The organism is Paenibacillus sp. 8b26, from assembly GCF_050626875.1.
In the GTDB taxonomy this organism is placed as follows: domain Bacteria; phylum Bacillota; class Bacilli; order Paenibacillales; family Paenibacillaceae; genus Paenibacillus.
In genome coordinates, this window is the sequence record NZ_CP192445.1 from 2,003,423 (window position 1) to 2,020,598 (window position 17,176).

General features: G+C 45.0%; 15 protein-coding genes and 2 pseudogenes. 8 read left to right on the forward strand and 9 right to left on the reverse strand.

All coding sequences use genetic code 11. The features are described 5' to 3' along the window. Nucleotides 1–33: 33 nt before the first annotated feature. Nucleotides 34–414: a winged helix-turn-helix transcriptional regulator gene (locus tag ACQ4MX_RS08995; protein WP_431090205.1), complete on the reverse strand. Its 381-nt coding sequence runs from the start codon at nucleotides 412–414 to the stop codon at nucleotides 34–36. 369 nt (nucleotides 415–783) lie between these two features. On the opposite strand from ACQ4MX_RS08995, the pseudogene ACQ4MX_RS09000 reads away from it, so the two are divergent. Further along, nucleotides 784–1,992, forward strand: a pseudogene (locus ACQ4MX_RS09000) (IS110 family transposase). A 420-nt stretch (nucleotides 1,993–2,412) separates the two neighbouring features. On the opposite strand, the gene ACQ4MX_RS09005 reads toward ACQ4MX_RS09000, so the two are convergent. Beyond that, on the reverse strand, nucleotides 2,413–3,099 hold the full coding sequence (locus ACQ4MX_RS09005) for a TetR/AcrR family transcriptional regulator (RefSeq protein WP_431090206.1): 687 nt from the start codon (nucleotides 3,097–3,099) through the stop codon (nucleotides 2,413–2,415). Nucleotides 3,100–3,237: 138 nt separating this feature from the next. Here ACQ4MX_RS09005 and ACQ4MX_RS09010 point away from each other — a divergent pair, with 138 nt between their 5' ends. Then, nucleotides 3,238–4,590: an MATE family efflux transporter gene (locus ACQ4MX_RS09010; RefSeq protein WP_431090207.1), complete on the forward strand. Its 1,353-nt coding sequence runs from the start codon at nucleotides 3,238–3,240 to the stop codon at nucleotides 4,588–4,590. A 424-nt stretch (nucleotides 4,591–5,014) separates the two neighbouring features. Here ACQ4MX_RS09010 and ACQ4MX_RS09015 read toward each other — a convergent pair. The 4 genes and pseudogenes from ACQ4MX_RS09015 to ACQ4MX_RS09030 all read right to left on the reverse strand — a co-directional run bounded on the left by ACQ4MX_RS09015 (nucleotide 5,015) and on the right by ACQ4MX_RS09030 (nucleotide 7,839). After that, a pseudogene (locus ACQ4MX_RS09015) lies at nucleotides 5,015–5,718 on the reverse strand (SUMF1/EgtB/PvdO family nonheme iron enzyme). Nucleotides 5,719–6,008: 290 nt separating this feature from the next. Then, complete coding sequence (locus tag ACQ4MX_RS09020; RefSeq protein WP_431090208.1) at nucleotides 6,009–6,644, reverse strand: glycoside hydrolase family 11 protein; 636 nt, start codon at nucleotides 6,642–6,644, stop codon at nucleotides 6,009–6,011. A 506-nt stretch (nucleotides 6,645–7,150) separates the two neighbouring features. After that, nucleotides 7,151–7,363: a helix-turn-helix domain-containing protein gene (locus ACQ4MX_RS09025; protein ID WP_023987218.1), complete on the reverse strand. Its 213-nt coding sequence runs from the start codon at nucleotides 7,361–7,363 to the stop codon at nucleotides 7,151–7,153. A gap of 230 nt (nucleotides 7,364–7,593) precedes the next feature. Next, nucleotides 7,594–7,839, reverse strand: coding sequence for a helix-turn-helix domain-containing protein (locus tag ACQ4MX_RS09030; RefSeq protein WP_431090209.1), 246 nt, complete (start codon nucleotides 7,837–7,839; stop codon nucleotides 7,594–7,596). Nucleotides 7,840–8,136: 297 nt separating this feature from the next. Between ACQ4MX_RS09030 and ACQ4MX_RS09035 the strand changes: the two genes are divergently transcribed. Further along, nucleotides 8,137–8,424 carry a DUF6809 family protein gene (locus ACQ4MX_RS09035; protein WP_431090210.1) on the forward strand — a complete coding sequence of 96 codons (288 nt, stop codon included), beginning with the start codon at nucleotides 8,137–8,139 and terminating at the stop codon, nucleotides 8,422–8,424. A 406-nt stretch (nucleotides 8,425–8,830) separates the two neighbouring features. Here ACQ4MX_RS09035 and ACQ4MX_RS09040 read toward each other — a convergent pair whose 3' ends face one another. Genes ACQ4MX_RS09040 through ACQ4MX_RS09050 form a run of 3 tightly spaced genes read right to left on the reverse strand, consistent with a single transcriptional unit; the run spans nucleotide 8,831 to nucleotide 11,066 of the window. After that, nucleotides 8,831–9,583 (reverse strand): amino acid ABC transporter ATP-binding protein, encoded by a 753-nt coding sequence (locus ACQ4MX_RS09040; RefSeq protein ID WP_149095907.1) that lies wholly within the window; start codon nucleotides 9,581–9,583, stop codon nucleotides 8,831–8,833. A gap of 15 nt (nucleotides 9,584–9,598) precedes the next feature. Continuing rightward, nucleotides 9,599–10,258 (reverse strand): amino acid ABC transporter permease, encoded by a 660-nt coding sequence (locus ACQ4MX_RS09045; protein WP_025683112.1) that lies wholly within the window; start codon nucleotides 10,256–10,258, stop codon nucleotides 9,599–9,601. A 40-nt stretch (nucleotides 10,259–10,298) separates the two neighbouring features. Further along, nucleotides 10,299–11,066, reverse strand: a complete 768-nt coding sequence (locus ACQ4MX_RS09050; protein ID WP_431090213.1) for an amino acid ABC transporter substrate-binding protein — start codon at nucleotides 11,064–11,066, stop codon at nucleotides 10,299–10,301. Nucleotides 11,067–11,422: 356 nt separating this feature from the next. Between ACQ4MX_RS09050 and ACQ4MX_RS09055 the strand changes: the two genes are divergently transcribed. The 5 genes from ACQ4MX_RS09055 to ACQ4MX_RS09075 all read left to right on the forward strand — a co-directional run bounded on the left by ACQ4MX_RS09055 (nucleotide 11,423) and on the right by ACQ4MX_RS09075 (nucleotide 17,074). Then, nucleotides 11,423–12,349: an ABC transporter permease gene (locus ACQ4MX_RS09055; protein ID WP_431090214.1), complete on the forward strand. Its 927-nt coding sequence runs from the start codon at nucleotides 11,423–11,425 to the stop codon at nucleotides 12,347–12,349. 1 nt (nucleotide 12,350) lies between these two features. After that, nucleotides 12,351–13,301, forward strand: a complete 951-nt coding sequence (locus ACQ4MX_RS09060) for an ABC transporter permease (protein WP_431090215.1) — start codon at nucleotides 12,351–12,353, stop codon at nucleotides 13,299–13,301. A gap of 197 nt (nucleotides 13,302–13,498) precedes the next feature. Further along, complete coding sequence (locus ACQ4MX_RS09065) at nucleotides 13,499–15,142, forward strand: peptide ABC transporter substrate-binding protein (RefSeq protein WP_431090217.1); 1,644 nt, start codon at nucleotides 13,499–13,501, stop codon at nucleotides 15,140–15,142. Further along, nucleotides 15,142–15,522, forward strand: coding sequence for a DUF3899 domain-containing protein (locus ACQ4MX_RS09070; protein WP_431090218.1), 381 nt, complete (start codon nucleotides 15,142–15,144; stop codon nucleotides 15,520–15,522). Before ACQ4MX_RS09065 ends, ACQ4MX_RS09070 begins: the two co-directional genes overlap by 1 nt. Nucleotides 15,523–15,943: 421 nt before the next feature. Then, nucleotides 15,944–17,074 carry a Fic family protein gene (locus tag ACQ4MX_RS09075; RefSeq protein WP_431090219.1) on the forward strand — a complete coding sequence of 377 codons (1,131 nt, stop codon included), beginning with the start codon at nucleotides 15,944–15,946 and terminating at the stop codon, nucleotides 17,072–17,074. Nucleotides 17,075–17,176: the final 102 nt, after the last annotated feature.

Here is a 17,176-nt window from a genome sequence, read left to right on the forward strand (position 1 = left end):
ATAAGAAAGCCGACCTTGTATTGGGTCGGTTTCTTAACTGTTATTTACGTCTGTAAGCATTGGATTAGCCAGAACAGTAGCCTTTCCCTCGTACTTTCTCTCTATATGCGAATCCCCCCAACGGCACATCAGATGTAAGAGTTCCTTTAGACTCCAGCCGTATTCTGTCAACTCATACTCAACTCTAGGTGGTACCTGATTATAGGAAATGCGTAAGATGACGCCCTCTTCTTCAAGCTCCCGAAGGTGCTGCGTTAACATCTTTTGAGTAATTGCGGGAATCAAGCTCTTAAATTCATTATTACGTTTCTTACCGAATGTCAAATGAAAGAGAATAACAGGTTTCCATTTCCCACCAATTACCTCTAAAGTTGCCTCAACCGCAGTGTTGTAAATTTTTTCAGTCTTTTTCACACAACTTGCCCCTTTTCGAATATTTCGACACAGGTCATTGGTAACTCCTGATGAATTGGAGCCATTAAATGTCCCTATTAAACATTATAACGACAACCAAAATATTAGGCTATCCTGCCCGTTCGTATTATGAGATCAACCAGTTCTTTCTGGTTGATCCTTTTTTCATTTGCATAGAGGATTAAGGTAGCCTGGTCGAACGTACCTGCCCGTGGGACTTGATCCCGAGCGCTATAGTGTTCGCCCTACTTGTCATGACCATGATTGAGGCTGGTTGGGACGTAAGATCCCGTATAACAAGCGATGCTATGGAGCGACAAGAAGAACCTTAGGGATGCCGGGGAATCTAAACTTACAGGGAGAGATGAAATGAATCCAGTTGTCGGTCTAGATATTTCAAAAGAAGAAAGTCATGGACAAGCCTTTTTAGCGCGCGGAAAGCCCTTCAGAGAGACATTCCACTTCGAGCACACTCGTGATGGCCTAGCAAATTTACATCAAGTTTTGAAGGATGTTGAGACTGCATCCAGACTACGTCCTTTGCTTATTCTAGAAGCAACCGGCCATTACCAAAGTCCCGTTGTTCAGTTCCTAGAAGAACATCACTACATTTACATTGTCATTAATCCGCTCATCTCAAATCGGCTTAGAAAGTCTCAACTTCGTAAAGTAAAGACGGATGCTGCGGACGCTTACCTATTGGGAGAGTTGTACTACAAGGAAGAGTTTGAACCTTTTAAGAAAAGAGGTGTGCAACTTCTCAATCTGCGCTATCTTACAAGACAGTATGAGTCCCTTTCAAAGATGTGTGTACAGACGAAGCTGCAATTCCAAGCCGTTTTAGATCAGGTTTTCCCAGCTTACAAAGGCGTCTTTGGAGCTATGTATTCCCGTATTTCACTACGGTTTTTAAGTAAATTCCCAACCTCATATTCAGTTTTGCAGACGGATGAAATTACACTCAAAGCTAAGATGAAAGAACCACTTTCTTCGAAACGGGGGCGTTCAGAGGGCTGGATTAACCAACGGGTTCAGCAACTGCTAGACGCGGCAAAGCAAAACCCATTTCAGCAAACCATGTATGCAAGCCACTTAATCAATTTGAAAGTTCTTATTACCCTTATTCTTCAGTACCAAGAGCATCTTGCTGAACTGGAACAGAACATAGATGCTCTGGCTGAAGAAAATTGAGGAGTATGAATTCATCAGTCGATTCCCGGTATTGGGCATAAAATTGCTGCAACAATTTTATCTGAAATTGGAGAAGTCGACCGATTTGATCATCCTAAAAAGCTAGTGGCTTTTGCAGGCATTGACCCGAGTGTCTTTGCTTCCGGTAAATTTACAGCAACTCGAAACCGAATCACGAAACGTGGTTCCAGGCAGTTGCGTTACGCACTGGTAATGGCTGTCCAGTGTGGGCTTATACGCTCCCGAAATATGCGAATCAAAGCGTTCTATGATCGCAAGAGAGCAGAAGGAAAACCACATAAAGTAGCTCTAATCGCATGTGCAAATAAGCTCGTCCATTGGCTCTATGCAATCTTGAAAAACAAAAAGAAATTTCGTCCAATTTAAAAGATTATAATTGGCATAACCTTCCAATACACAACGGAAATTGGAGGGTTATTTGGTATGCTCATTTTAACTATACCACATGATTTAGAATCACTTTACTGGTAATCTTGACAAGCTATTAGCTGGTATAGCGTAACAAAAAGCAGCCGATCACATTTACCAGCTGCTCACTGTGTTTGTTCAACTATCGCTTCCCGTTGGTTTAATAAATACAGCTTACCGTAGTGATAGGCTGCTTTTTAATCAAATTAAGATATTTACTAAAGAAAAAGATACATATTTCCTATCTTGATGATTAATACAAGTAAATTACGTTTACAAAGGACAAAAAGACATGCAGAAGATTATAAATTCACTAACAATTTAGGGTAAACGTAAACCTAATTGAAACCGCCCATCCAATAACCCGATGGGCGGTTTTTACATACTACTTTCCTGCTCCTTTATCACCTGCTCAACCCCCAACAGAATCAGCTTCAAGCCGAACTCAAACGCTCCGTCGGTCCCCATCAGCTCGAACAGCCCGTTCGTGAACATCCTCCGAAACAGTCCCGCATCCGTCTCGCTCATGGAGTCCAGAAGGCGAATCATCTCCTCACCCGGATGCGCTTCCTGGTCCTTAAGGATAGCGGAGACATTGCGCTCATGCTGATAATCGTCTAGAACGAAATAGAAGACATAGTTCCCAAGCGTAGTAACCACTTGCATTTTCTGCTCTTGCTCAAGCGGCGTCGATTCCACGCAGAGCAGCATACGGTTGGTGAACCGGATGATGTCCGGTTCGTGGGGCAGCGTCATCATCATGAGCTGCGTGGAGCAGGGATATCGGCTGAGCACGCTCCGTACCGTTACCGCAAGCCCCGTCAGTTGCTCCTTCCAGTCCCCCTCGGAATGAAACTCCTCCAGAATCATTTTCGATACCTGGTTGGCCAGACGCTGGTAGAGATGCTGTTTGCTCTTGAAGTACCAGTACAGAGAGGGAGCCTGAATCCCTAACCTGTCGGCCAATCGTCTCATGCTGAATTTCTCGATGCCCTCCTCCCCAAGAAGCTCCCACGAGGTTTCCAAAATCTTATTCTCCGAAATCTGAGGCTGCAGCTTTTTCATTGTCATCCGCCCTTTTATCTAACAGTGTAAGTTTGTGCTTTACAGGTTCATTGGTTCATGATACCATCTAACACTGTAAGGTTCAATCTAACAGTGTTAGATTAATAACTAAAATAATGAAGAAAGCGGTGATCCAACATGAATGCAGAAAACCTCTATTACTTTGAAAAAGCACCGGTCGCAAAAGCCGTAGCTCACTTCGCTATACCAATGATGCTAGGCACGTCAATGAATGTCATATATTCCATCTTGAATGCCTATTTCCTTGGTACACTTCACAATACTGCCATGTTAACCGCACTCGCACTAACCCTGCCGTTATTCGCAATCATTATGGCGCTAGGCAATTTGATTGGCATGGGCAGCGGTACATTCATCTCCCGTTTGCTAGGAGAGAAAAAATATGATGATGTAAAGCATGTGTCTTCATTTGCCTTTTACAGTAGTTTAGTTCTCGGTCTTATCGTGATGGCCGTGGGTCTCCCGTTGATCAATCCAATCGTTCATGGCCTGGGGGCAACGTCTGACTCCTTCGGATTCACGAAGGACTATGTCACGATTATGCTTATTGGCTCACCATTCGTCGTATTATTCTTCACGCTGGAGAATATCGTGCGTTCGGAGGGTGCAGCAATCACGTCGATGATCGGTATGATTCTCAGTGTTGTTGTAAATATTGTTCTCGATGCGCTAGTCATCTTTGTCTTCCATTGGGACGTGATCGGCGTTGCGTCTGCTACGGTCATCTCTAACTTGGTTGCGAGTGCATTTTACGCCTTCCATATGGGATATAAGAGCCAATTCTTAACCGTCTCGATACAATGGTTTAAGGCTACCAAGGACATTCTGAGCAATGTATTCAAAATCGGAGTTCCCGTCTTTGTTATGAGTGTCTTCTTGGGTGCAATGTCGCTCATCCTTAACCTTTTTCTTGTCGAATATGGGGATCAGGCCATAGCTGGGTATGGAATTTCATCACGTTTATTGCAATTTCCTGAGTTTATTCTGATGGGCTTATGCGAGGGAGTCGTTCCGTTGATTGCCTTCTCTTTTACAGCGAATAGATTACGCATGAAGCAAACCATTGGATTCACGATCAAAGTGATTGTGGCGTTAGCAGTCGTATTCGGCATCATCGTCTATTTGATTTCCGACCACTTAATTGGTTTATTTACAAATGACTCGCAATTAATTGAAATGGGCAGCTACATTCTACATGTGACGTTCCTATCCTTGTTCATTACAGGAATGACCACATTGTTTACTGGGATCTTCCAAGCAACAGCGCAAGGAACCGCCGCGTTTATTATGTCAGTTATTCAAGGAGTTACTCTGATTCCTGTGTTGTATATTGCTAATCGAATGAACGGCTTCCACGGGGTGGTCTGGTCCCTTGTCATTTCGGATGCCGTCGCGTTCCTTGTTGGTGCCATCATACTGTATGTTCTGCGGACCAAATTGCAGCCGGATTTGGATAATTTAGTACAGTAGAAAACATATAACACGCAAGAAGGCAGGATAAGGACACTCCCCGACCCTGTCTTTTTTAGGTACATGGACGGGGAATAGGGCTATTGTCATTTAAAAAAGGAAAATGCCCCCTACCTGCAGGATCTTGCTTATTCAGCGCCCCATCGCCACACTCATCGGAAAGTTCTTACCTCCGAAGATCATCGTTTCCACCGCAAACTTCGAGACGAGCAAACCCGTGCCTCCTAGTCCCTTATATTTCACTTTCCAACGCTCCATTCCCAAAGGAATTATTTGTCTGTCTGGGAGTGTTAATAAGACCTAGAGTGAACTCTAGGTAAATTAGTGACTTTATTCTTTTTTCAACTCGGTGGGGTAGAACTGTATTAACCTAAACTGCCCGTTAGTTTAACCTTCGTTTGGTATACCTTGTTCCAATTACTCTTTACGAGCTACGAAACCCTTGATCGGGACCAAAGCCATTCGCATCGAACTTGCCTCGGAAAGATATCTCGTTGTTGCTGACGTTACCGATCCAACCGCCGCCCTTCACAACCCGGAAGGAACCGCTTTGGCTATCCAAGTCTCCATACCAGTCCCAACACCATTCCCTTACGTTGCCGGACATATCGTAAATTCCTAACTCGTTGGGTTTCCGGGTACCGATTGATTTAGTTTTATTATTGTTGCTCTCTATGATAGGCCAGTTCCAGTCTCCAGATAAGTATTTGTCTCCGGCATTTTTCCAATACCATGCGACCTCGTCGGCATTATTGCTTCCACTGTATGTGTAGCCCTTGCTCGCCTGACCTCCGCCTGCAGCATATTCCCACTCCACTTCTGTAGACAATCGATAACCGTTAGCTCCCTCATTAATCGTTGCTGTCCATTTTATATTATCGTTATCATTCTTATTATTCGGGTCTTTCTTTTCCTTGTCTATGTTGTAATACGGTTTTAAGCCCTCTCGTATACTTCTTTGATTACATGACTTCAACCCACGCTTTTTCCAGAGTTGTTGGACTTATTATTCTGAAAAGTCCCACCTTCCACGAATACAAGGTTATCCTTTTTCTCAGGCTTATCTTGCGAACATGCGCTGACCACAACCATTGGTGCTATTAAAAGGAACATGAATAGCGTTCTCAATGATATATCTCCTTTAAGCTGATAGGAAAAATGATAGGCCATGACGGCCCTCAATTCGCCTCCAGCAGCGTCGAAGGCCGTTCGTCTAGCAGGTAACGGCCTGCAACGCATCCGCACTGACGGATAGACTGGAGGGGAACGGTCATCGGCCTGTCTACAATGCTTAGGGCTCGGTGAGTCCTCCATGATCGATTCATTTAAACCCTATCTATCAGACAGCTTTCAAAACCCGTTTATCCCGTAGGCAGTCCCAACCGTGCCTGTTCGTCGAACAGCTTGCAGTTGAGTGGTTACCACACCGTTACGTTAGAGCTCCCACTACTCTGATACCCCTCTGTTGCTAACACCTGGTAAGACCAGCTATTCCCCAGATTCATTCCTTTGCTCGCCCATGCGTTCACGTGGTTGCTGAAAGTGATCGTGGAGTTGCCCCCGGTCGGTCTCTTCGACTGTCGAACACTCCAGTACTGAACAAACGTTTGTGGGCCGTCAATGGAAGGTGCGTTGTATCGCATTGTCGTATAGATGTCATATGTGCCCCCATCACTGGTCACCGTACCTTTATACGTTCCAGTAGGTCGATAAGTCCCCCAGCTATCAACGACGTAATATTCGATGAGTGCGTTTCTCGTCCACCCGTAGAGAGTCAAATATCCATTGCCGGACGGCGCCCAGACGCCAGCATTGTAGTTAATCGTCCTGTTTGGTGATCCGGTAGTCCAGCCTTTGCCGACAACAAAATTCCCGGTATTTTGCCATGTCACGCTGTAATTACCGCCTGATCCATTAACAGCATTGACCGTCCCGCCGCCATCGGTCCAATTTTGCCAATAATCTGTCGCTGCACTTGAGGTTGTTGCAAACAACCCAAAACTCATGGAAGCTGCAAGAACTACCGTCATCATTTTCTTACTAAACTTAAACATACTTTACCTCCTAAAATTTTTGTGTTTGTCCCATACACCTGCTTGTTGGTTGATTCTCTTTGCAGCACATCACTTATCCGTGCCATATCCCGTTTTTTTACTTTTACCTCCTTTCTGAGTAAATTATAGAATGATAGCGCTTACATAAAAACCTAACAAATTAAAGCTTTAACTCTATTATGTTTAGCTTTCTTTGAATTTTATAGAACCCGTTGAAGGGTAATCGGGTTTCGTAACGTTGGAAGAAGGTCTTCGCTGCTTTTAATTATTTCGAGCAATATGAGAATCTATTTTTATGTCGGATTTTTTAGATATTCATTTAATCGTAAAACTAAAGAAGTTGCCATTGGCAACTGGGGTTGGAGATCGAAGGCATATTAAAAAAGGACAAAATTCTGTCCGACGGTAAGCCCCACAACACGGTTATGATGGGACGAAATGAATAATTCCAGCAAAAAAACTCCTGTGAATCATCACGGGAGCTTTATTGTGCATGTTATGCCTTTTTACCTGTAACGTTTAGGATTATCTGTCTGATCAAGAATAAAGTCGATACTCACCTTGTGGAAATCCGCCAATTTGATCAAGACAACACTTGGAACGTCCAGGTTCCCATTTTCATATCGGGAATAGGTTGTTTGTGAGATACCTAAGAAGTCGGCCATGCTCTGTTGTGTTAAGTCTTTGTCCTCACGTAAATTGCGAATTCTCTTATACACTGCTCATCACCCAAGCAAAGTTTACGACATGCGAAAACAACATATTGATTTTTATGCGTTTTTCGCATAAAATTTGTTTATCTTCGACTTTACCTTGAAATCTTGAGTCGTCCCTTCATATGCAAAAACTCTCAATGGGGACAGACGGATTCTCCTAAATTCGTTTTATTAAAGTAAATATTTCCCAACGAAGCGTATAACAGAATATTGAAATAAAGCTCCTGCGGCCATCATAGAGCTTTATTTTGCGTGCTATTCTTTTTACCTGTACAACGTTCAGGATTATCTGTCTGACCAAGAATAAAGTCGATACTTACCTTGTGGAAATCTGCCAATTTGATTAAGACAACACTTGGAACGTCCAAGGTCCCATTTTCATATCGAGAGTAGGTCGTTTGTGAGATATGTAATAATTCAGCCATGGTCTGTTGTGTTAAGTCTTTGTCCTCACGTAAATCGCGAATTCTCTTATACATTGCTCATCACCCAAGCAAAGTTTACTCCATGCGAAAACTGCATATTGATTTTTATGCGTTTTTCGCATAAAATTTATTTAAAGAGTACAACAAGTAGAATAAGAACGAAGTGGGCGGAATGGTGCTGTACAAGCGATAGCGTTCGCCTTTGTGCCCGGATTTCAACCTTCTTAGCTTGATTAAGAAATCCGGGCGCAACAGCGATGGGAAGCACCATCCGACCGCGTAGTGGCGCCGTATGTACTTCTTTAGCTCGACTTATATAAATAATCAGTATTTATAGGAGGCATAATGAAAATGATTTTGGAGGATATGTATTATGGGAATTGGCATCCCAGTGAACAAATAAAGTCAACCGATCCTGAGTCTCAAAAAGTGAATCAAAAAATTAGTGAACATATGGAGATGCTGAAAAATAAATTATCAGAAGTCGATTTTGAGCAAATGGAAGTCATATTTGATTTATTAAACGAGTCAACCTCCCTGCACTCCGCAGCAGCATTCATTCACGGGTATCGGACGGGGGCATTAACGATGATTGAAGTATTTAGCGAGGAACACGAGTCTATACCAAAACGAGGGTAAAGCGAACCGATTATAGATGGGAACATTTAATGAATAAGTACAGAAAAAAGCACTTCAAACGGCAAAAGTAATCTTTTGCCTTGAAGTGCTTTGCTTTGTATGCAAATCCCTTTACTTCGCTTCTAGCGCTCGGTATTGAGCCAGTTGTTCCTTGACCACGACGAGGTCAGGTTAACGACCTGATACGTGCCTACACTTCCTGCTTAAAAATATGTTACTTGCACAGGTGGTCGGTGAGCGGAGCGGGCAGAATTGTTCTGAAGAAGCGGAGCATTCGCCTTTATCCCCGGATTTTCACCTTTAAATTTCTATTCCAATGAAAAAAATCCGGGGATAACAGCGATCGGAAGAACAATCTGCACGCGCAGCGCCTCCCCGACACACACCCAAACGAGCAACTATATTTTTAATCCCCCACCCGATTCAAAAATACCTTCGTCCGCTCTAGCTGCGGATTGCCGAAAATTTGCTCCGGTGTACCGGATTCCGCAATTTCTCCATTATCCATAAAAATGACACGATCCGCCACATCTCTCGCAAAGTTCATCTCATGGGTCACGATGACCATCGTCATATGCTCCTCAGCCAGCTTTTTGATGACTCGCAGCACCTCACCCGTCAGCTCGGGATCAAGGGCCGAGGTTGGCTCGTCGAACAGCAAAATATCGGGGTTCATCATCATTGCCCGGGCAATCGCCACACGCTGCTTCTGTCCGCCCGACAGTCGGGACGGATACGCATCCGCTTTATCCGCCAAGCCGACTTTAGCCAGCAGTTCCGCGCTTTGACGACGCAGCTCAGACTTGCTCGTTTTTTTCACCAGCTTTGGAGCCAGCTCCAGATTATCCTGTACCGTCAAGTGAGGGAACAGATTAAAATGCTGGAACACCATGCCCATCCCCGTGGTAATGCCCTTAATGTCGCCTGCCGGGGCGTACTGACCATTTTCCACCAATGCTTTATCATGAATGCGGATCGTCCCGCCCGTCACATCTTCCAGATGAACCAGACTGCGAAGCATGGTACTTTTCCCCGAGCCAGAAGGACCGATGACCGCAACGACCTCACCCGCCTTGACGTTAAAGCTCACTCTTTTCAGAACGTCGAGCTTACCGAACGATTTTTTCAAATCGATTACTTCTATTGCGTTAGTGTTCATATCCCGACATTCCTTTTACTCGAATTTAAAACGTTTTTCCAGCGCTCTAAAGAATAGCGTCAGCACCAAAGCCAACAACAAATAGATCATTGCCGCTACAAAATAAGGCACAATCGTAAAATCACGATTCACAGCCGTATTCGCAAAATGCAGCAGTTCCGGTACAGCTACCGCGTATAACAGAGCCGTATCCTTGACTAGTGTTGTCGCCTCATTCGTGACCGCAGGCAAAGCAATCCGTACCATTTGCGGCACAATAACTCGAATCAGCGTCTGCGACTTGCTCAGGCCCAGCACTTGTGAAGCTTCGTATTGTCCCTTATCAATCGACAACATCCCGCCTCTGAAAATTTCAGCAAAATAAGCCGCATAATTCAGCACAAACGCCAGCAACGCAGCCGTTGTCCGGTCCAGAACCAGATACTCCCCGATCACAGGCAACATCGGCAGACCAAAGCAAAAGAACAGCAGTTGCAGCAAAAGCGGTGTGCCCCGTATGACATAAATGTACGTATGCATCAGCCAGGCAATAGGCTTAATCCGGCTTTTCGCCAGCAACGTAACGATAAATCCCAGCGGAATGGACAAGATGAGCGTGATGAAAAATAAAATAACCGTCATCTGCGCCCCTTCGAGCATAGGCTTCATAATTCGTAAAATATAATCCATACTCATAACCTTCGACTCCTAAACCCTTAGTTCAATACGCTACGTATTAATTCAAAACTTTATCTTCACCAAACCACTTTTTCGAAATCTCAGCAGCTTTGCCATTCTTGTGCAGCTCATCCAAAGCAGATTGCAATTGCGTCAGCAGCTCGTCGTTCCCTTTTTTCACGCCGATACCATACTCCTCAGGGGCCAGCGATTCACCAAGCAGCTTATACGTTCCTGGCTCTTTGGACATATAGTATTTGGCTACCACTTCATCAATGACAACCGCATCCAGACGTCCGGTTTTCAGATCGGTCAACGCAAGCACATTATCGGGATACTCAGACACCTGTTTCAGTTTGCTCTTGATCGGATTCGCATCCAGTGCATCGGCTGCCGAGGACAATGTTTGAAGACCTACATTTTTGCCCGCCAGATCGTCCAGCTTCGTGAGATTGGATTTGGCCGGGAGCGCGATCACCTGACTATTTTTCAGATACGGCTTCGTAAACAGCACCTTTTCCTTGCGCTCATCCGTAATCGTATAGCCGTTCCAAATCAGATCAATACGGCCGCTGTTCAGCTCGGATTCTTTGGCAGACCAGTCAATGGGCTGGAATTCCACTTGCTTGCCCATTTGCTCCGCAGCCGCCTTGGCATAATCAATATCAAATCCGGTCAGCTCATTATTTTCATCTCTAAAACCCATCGGTGCAAATTTATCATCAATTCCGATAATCAGCTTGCTGTTATCCTTACCACCGGAACATCCGGCCAAAACGATCATAATCAATCCAATCATCATTGTGAACATGGCTGTTTTTTTCATTTTATTCCCTCCAGCAATGGTAACCTCCCTATCCAAAGGACAGGCGGCAAACGCTTTAGTTCGTTAACACGTTATCAGAGTATCATCATAACATACCGCAAGATACTCGTCGAGAGGATGGAGCGGAATCTTAGCCTTATAAAAATGAAAAACCTGTGACGAAAATTTGACCAATGTTCTATAATGTAAAACCTTACCTTGACATGTCACCTAAACCGTTTTATCATTTCCTAGTATTCTTATATACTTTTATTTATTTAAAAAAAGCTGAAAACCAGCAGCGTAGCTGCCCTGAAAATGACGATTAGCCTACAGATAACCATTATTTTCAGCATAGACAGGAGAAATAAAGCCCCATGTACATTTTAAAACGTCTTTTTACGATGCTCGTTACATTGTGGATTATCGTCACTTTAACGTTTATCATCATGCACATCATTCCGGGGGACCCATTCTCGAACGACTCTAAAACGATTCCGGAAGCAGTGCTGCAAAACATGCGTGCCAGATACAATCTGGACAAGCCGCTTGCCGTGCAGTATGTGTTGTATCTGAAAAATTTGCTGGTGCTGGATATGGGCCCATCTATTCAATCAAAAACGACGGACGTGAACATGCTCATTGCCAGGGGTTTTCCACCTTCCGCATTGCTCGGCATTCAATCCATCGTTGTTGCGATTATTGCGGGTATTGCGCTCGGAACGCTGGCAGCTTTACATCATAATCGACCATTGGATTATATTTCGATGTTTATTGCCATTGTCGGTATTTCCGTACCCAGCTTCATTTTGGCACCGCTTTTAATCAAATATGTAGCCGTCAAATGGGATTTGCTCCCGGTCGCCTCTTGGGGAACCTGGCAGCACACGGTGCTTCCATCGCTGGCTCTCGCCGTTTCCCCTCTCGCCGTCATCGCCCGCTTCATGCGGACAAGCATGCTGGAAGTGATGCATCAGGAGTACATACGCACCGCCAAGGCGAAAGGGCTATCCTCTTGGGCCGTAGTCATCCGTCACGGGTTGCGCAATGCGCTGATTCCCGTGCTGTCCTTCATCGGACCCCTGTTCGCTTCCGTCATTACAGGTACCTTTGTTGTGGAAAAGATATTTGCCATTCCCGGCATCGGTAAATACTTTGTAGACAGTATATTTAACCGGGATTATCCGGTCATTATGGGCACAACCATTTTTTACAGTGCCATTCTGGTCGTTACCTTATTTTTAATTGATATTTCCTATCGTCTTGTCGATCCGCGAATCAAATTAGTCAGCAAAGGAGATTAACATGAAAGCAGCACCCACTGTCGAAAGGGACAGCCTGTTCAGTCCCGTTGACCGCAGCCAGCTGCCCGCCCCCACATTGTCCAGACCCAAAGAATCACTATGGCGGGATCGGCTTCGCAGACTTTTTAACAACAAGCTCTCTCTTCTGGGGCTTTCCTTACTTATCATTATTATCGCGCTGGCGATTGCCGGACCTTCTATGGTTCCTTATGCCCCCAGTGACCAATCCCTATTAAAGACGAACCTTCCTCCTTCGGGAGAGCATTGGTTTGGTACGGATGATCTGGGAAGAGACGTATGGGCACGGACCTGGGCCGGGGCCAGAATCTCGCTGATGATCGGGTTTGCCGCTGCCGCCATTGATTTGGTGCTTGGCATTCTCGTCGGCTGTATAGCCGGATATTGTGCGGGACGCGGCAAAACGGGCGACCGGATTGACAATGTCCTAATGCGTATTATTGAAATTCTGTACAGCATTCCTTATCTGCTGGTCATCATTTTGCTGCTGGTCATTATGAAGCCGGGACTGCTCACGATGATTATTGCTTTATCTATTACTGGATGGGTGGGTATGGCCCGTGTCGTTCGGGGGCAAATTTTACAGCTCAAGCAGCAGGAATATGTGTTAGCCGCCCGTAGTTTGGGAACCTCCCATTCGCGCATTATTTTCAAGCATTTGCTGCCGAATGCAGCGGCGATCATTATCGTGAACCTGACGTTCACCATTCCGTCAGCTATTTTTGCTGAATCGTTCCTGAGCTTTCTCGGTCTGGGGATTCAATCTCCTTCCGCCAGTTGGGGGACAATGGCTAACGATTCACTCGGGGTCATATTAAGCGGACAATGGTGGCGTCTGTTCTTCCCCGGACTGATGATCTCGCTCACCATGCTGGCGTTCAACACGCTCGGAGACGGGCTTCAGGATGCGCTTGACCCGCGTTCACAGCATTAATAACAAGGATTTACAAATGGAACAAGGAGGGGTATCTACTATGATCCGCAATTTCTCGCCCAACAGCAGAACCAACGGCAACTCCTTTATGGAACTGCGCACACGCGGCATACCTGTCAGAAAGGAGGATGAATAAATCCCAGTACGGTGCACCTTATCTTTTGGACAACTAACAAACTTAATGGAGGAATTATACGATGAAAAAAATGCATTGGATGACTGTCATTTTACTTTTGGCAGTAACGGCTTTGGCCGGATGCTCTGGCAATACAGACAAAGCAGCAAGCAATGATCCAGCCGCTGCGCCGCAAGCAGATATTCCACAGGAAATTACAGCTAACTTGGCAGGTGGCGAGCCGTATACACTGGACCCTGCTTTTGCATCAGATACAACGTCCTACTTTGTTATTGATAACCTGTACGAAGGTCTGTATACATATGACAAAGCCGGTAAAATCGTAGAGGGCGCTGCCAGCAAAGTAGACATCACTCCTGACGGCAAAACGTACACCTTCACTATCCGCGACGGCGCGAAATGGTCGAATGGTGACCCGCTTACTGCAAAGGATTTTGAATACTCCTGGAAACGAGTCCTGAATCCGAAAACGGCTGCCTACGATCCTTCCGCTCTGTACTACATCAAGGGAGCAGAAGCCTACAACACAGGCAAAGGTAAAGTCGAAGATGTGGGTGTTACAGCCAAGGACGACAAAACCCTTGTGGTCGAGCTGAAATCACCGCTAAGCTTCTTCCCAACGATCGCAGTGGGTCATGCGTATCTGCCCGTAAACCAATCCGTGGTTAAGAAAAGCGACAAATGGGCGGCAGAAGCCAACACCATTGTCGGCAACGGCGCGTATGTAGCCAAGGAATGGAAACATAACGAACAAATTACGCTGGCGAAAAACGATCAATTCTGGAACAAAGATGCCATTACGATGGCAACGATTAATTTTAAAATGGTTCAAGACTCCACAACTTATTATCAAATGTATAAAACGGGCGATCTGGATCTGATTTTGAGCCTTCCCGTAGATACATTGGATCAGGAAAAGAGCAACAAGGAATTCCTGTCGCATCCATCTTTCAGTGTGTACACGTATTCTTTTAACGTAAAACAAAAGCCTTTTGATAATAAAAAAATCAGACAGGCCATTGCCTACGCGATTGACCGCGAAGCACTGGCTACCAGCGTAACCAAAGGTGGCGAAACTCCGGCTTACGGTTATGTTCCATACGGAACAACAACACCATCCGGTAAGGATTTCCGTGACGAAGCGCCGAAAAAATACTATGAGTTTGACGCTGCCAAAGCGAAACAATTGCTGGCCGAAGGTCTGAAAGAAGAAGGTTTGACCCAACTGCCACCGATCACCTTCAAATACAACACTTCGGACAAGCATAAAAAAGTAGCCGAAGCGATCCAGGAAATGCTGAAAACGAACCTGGGCGTTGGAGTAACGCTGGAAAATCAAGAATGGAAAACATACATTGATACCTTTAAACAAAAGAATTTCCAAATCGCCCGTATGGGCTGGGAAGGAAACTTCCTTGATCCGCTCGGCGTATTGGGACACTATACTTCCAAAAACTCGAACAACTTTACCAACTGGAGCAACCCGGAGTATGACAAGTTGATCGAATCTTCTACCTTCGAGCTTGATCCGGCAAAACGCTTCGAGCAGCTTCATCAGGCTGAGGACGTATTGATGGAGGATCTGCCAATTATTCCGATCCAGTTCTCTGCGGACACGGCATTGATCAGTCCTAAAGTTCAAGGCATCGTATTTGACGCCCGTTCGAACCCGGATCTTCGTTTTGCCAAACGGGTCGAAAAATAATGTTTTTACGTTTCGGGATAACGGCCCTGATCGTCGGCGCCTTTGGTTATCTGTATGCCTCGCCCCATCTGTTAGATGATCGTGAAAATGTGGCAACAGCGAATCTGCTATTTCTGTTAGGCTTGCTGGGCTTGGTGATCGGCGCAATCTTCCACGTCCTGCAAAGCGGGTTTCTCACCCTCTTCCTGCGGGGATTCGCCGACATCAGACATCTGTTCATCCGACAATCCAAGGCATTACAGGAGGAAAACGAACGATTGCGTTCGGATGAATCTCTAACTGCCTGGAAAACGTCTGTGTTCCGTCACCTCAAGGTGTACACCTCGGGATGCGGTACGGGGCTTGTGCTTTGTTCGATGGTTTTAATGGGAATAAGTTAGTTAGGGCGTATGAAAGCCTTCTTGCGGTTGGTGGGCGCTGCGCGTGCAGATTGTTCTTCCGATCGCTGTTATTCCCGGATTTCTTTTGAATAAGAGCCTGTAAAGGGTGAAATCCGGGAATAAAGGCGAACGCTATCGCTTCTTCAGAACAATTCTGCCCGCTCCGCTGGCAACCGCCGTAGAGCTTCTATACGTTTTAGTGGTGTGTAAGGTGGAGAGAGGGGTAGGCCAAGTGGTTTAACTTGGCCTACCTTGTTTTGACTGAGGTACACAAAAGAGAGAGTTCCGCGAAGTTTATTCGTGGGACTCTCTTTTTTGTTGACTTTTTCCTAAAATCGTTAAGAAACAATTACATACGCATCTTAATTTGCGGTAATTTAGCGGCAAATGTGTTATAATGTAATGAGAAGGAGGTTTTATAATGTTTAAGCCGAGATATACCATTACTTCGTCGATGATTAATGACTTACTGAAAATAGAACGCTCCAGCGTAGTTGTAGAGCAGCTTCCGCTTCCGGGAACGATTCTTGAGGAATTAAAAAAAGAAGCACAAGAGGTTACTGTACTTCTTTCCACCAAAATGGAAGGTAACACTCTGGACAATGAAGCAAAGCGGAAGGTTCTTTATAAATCCAGTAAAAACGACGAAGAGCAAGAGGTTTATAACCTGATGAAGGCCATTGAATTTCTAGATGAGTCAGAGCAGCGTGAACTGCCCATCACCGAAGAATGGATTAAAAAACTACATGCTATCATTAAAGTAGTACATGGACGCAGACCCAGACTGAGCGAATACCGTAATGAACAAAATAAAGTCGGCGACCGCAATCAGGTAGGCTTTTATCTCCCGCCGGAGTCTCAAGATGTTCCCGTTCTGATGGAAGACTTGATTGCATGGATTAATTCGCCGCATAATGTGAATTTAGCTGCTCCCATTCAAGCAGGAACAGCCATGTGGCAGTTTCTAACTATTCATCCGTACATGGATGGCAACGGACGAACCGCTCGTATGATCGCTACGTACATTTTGCGTAGAGGGGGTTATGGTCTGAAAGGATTGTTTGTTTTGGAAAATTTCTACGATCGAAACCTGAATGATTATTACCGTGCGTTGCAAATGAAGCTTTCCCACAACTATTATTTTGGTCGAAATGATGCAGATATAACCGTTTGGTTGGAGTACTTTTTGAGTGGATTGGCCGAAGTATACTCAGAAGCAGCAGAGATCGTTCGACAAAAAAATAGCGAGATGCTCAGGGTAGAACCTGAACTGATCCGTAAACTGGACATACAGCAACGCACACTATTCCGTCAATTGGTATTCAAGCAAAATGCCGCCTCAATAACTGAGATTTGTAGGCTATTGGACGCTGGTGAACGGACGGTACGAGAAAAGATTAAAAAGTGGATTGAAGAAGGGTTCCTGGAGCCAAAAGATCCGGAAGCGCAACGTATCCGTACCATCGTTCTTTCAGCCCAATATGAAGAACTTGCTGTCGATATTCGTAATGAATCCGAAAAATACCAGTATCTTTTGGGTAGTGATGACTAAATAGACAGTGCCCACTATAATTCATTATGTTTACAAGATGGATAACACAAAAAGAGGGGGTTCCGCGGAGTTTAATCGTGGGACTCTCTCTTTTTAATATCT

What these genes read in the sequence shown, in the direction of transcription:
- ACQ4MX_RS09070 (WP_431090218.1), top strand. Translation starts at nt 15,142, where the DNA reads ATGTTTTTACGTTTCGGGATAACGGCCCTGATCGTCGGCGCCTTTGGT.
- ACQ4MX_RS09040 (WP_149095907.1), bottom strand. Translation starts at nt 9,583, where the DNA reads ATGAACACTAACGCAATAGAAGTAATCGATTTGAAAAAATCGTTCGGT.
- ACQ4MX_RS09035 (WP_431090210.1), top strand. Translation starts at nt 8,137, where the DNA reads ATGATTTTGGAGGATATGTATTATGGGAATTGGCATCCCAGTGAACAA.
- ACQ4MX_RS09055 (WP_431090214.1), top strand. Translation starts at nt 11,423, where the DNA reads ATGTACATTTTAAAACGTCTTTTTACGATGCTCGTTACATTGTGGATT.
- ACQ4MX_RS09030 (WP_431090209.1), bottom strand. Translation starts at nt 7,839, where the DNA reads ATGTATAAGAGAATTCGCGATTTACGTGAGGACAAAGACTTAACACAA.
- ACQ4MX_RS09060 (WP_431090215.1), top strand. Translation starts at nt 12,351, where the DNA reads ATGAAAGCAGCACCCACTGTCGAAAGGGACAGCCTGTTCAGTCCCGTT.
- ACQ4MX_RS09005 (WP_431090206.1), bottom strand. Translation starts at nt 3,099, where the DNA reads ATGAAAAAGCTGCAGCCTCAGATTTCGGAGAATAAGATTTTGGAAACC.
- ACQ4MX_RS09050 (WP_431090213.1), bottom strand. Translation starts at nt 11,066, where the DNA reads ATGAAAAAAACAGCCATGTTCACAATGATGATTGGATTGATTATGATC.
- ACQ4MX_RS09020 (WP_431090208.1), bottom strand. Translation starts at nt 6,644, where the DNA reads ATGTTTAAGTTTAGTAAGAAAATGATGACGGTAGTTCTTGCAGCTTCC.
- ACQ4MX_RS09010 (WP_431090207.1), top strand. Translation starts at nt 3,238, where the DNA reads ATGAATGCAGAAAACCTCTATTACTTTGAAAAAGCACCGGTCGCAAAA.
- ACQ4MX_RS09065 (WP_431090217.1), top strand. Translation starts at nt 13,499, where the DNA reads ATGAAAAAAATGCATTGGATGACTGTCATTTTACTTTTGGCAGTAACG.
- ACQ4MX_RS09075 (WP_431090219.1), top strand. Translation starts at nt 15,944, where the DNA reads ATGTTTAAGCCGAGATATACCATTACTTCGTCGATGATTAATGACTTA.
- ACQ4MX_RS09045 (WP_025683112.1), bottom strand. Translation starts at nt 10,258, where the DNA reads ATGAGTATGGATTATATTTTACGAATTATGAAGCCTATGCTCGAAGGG.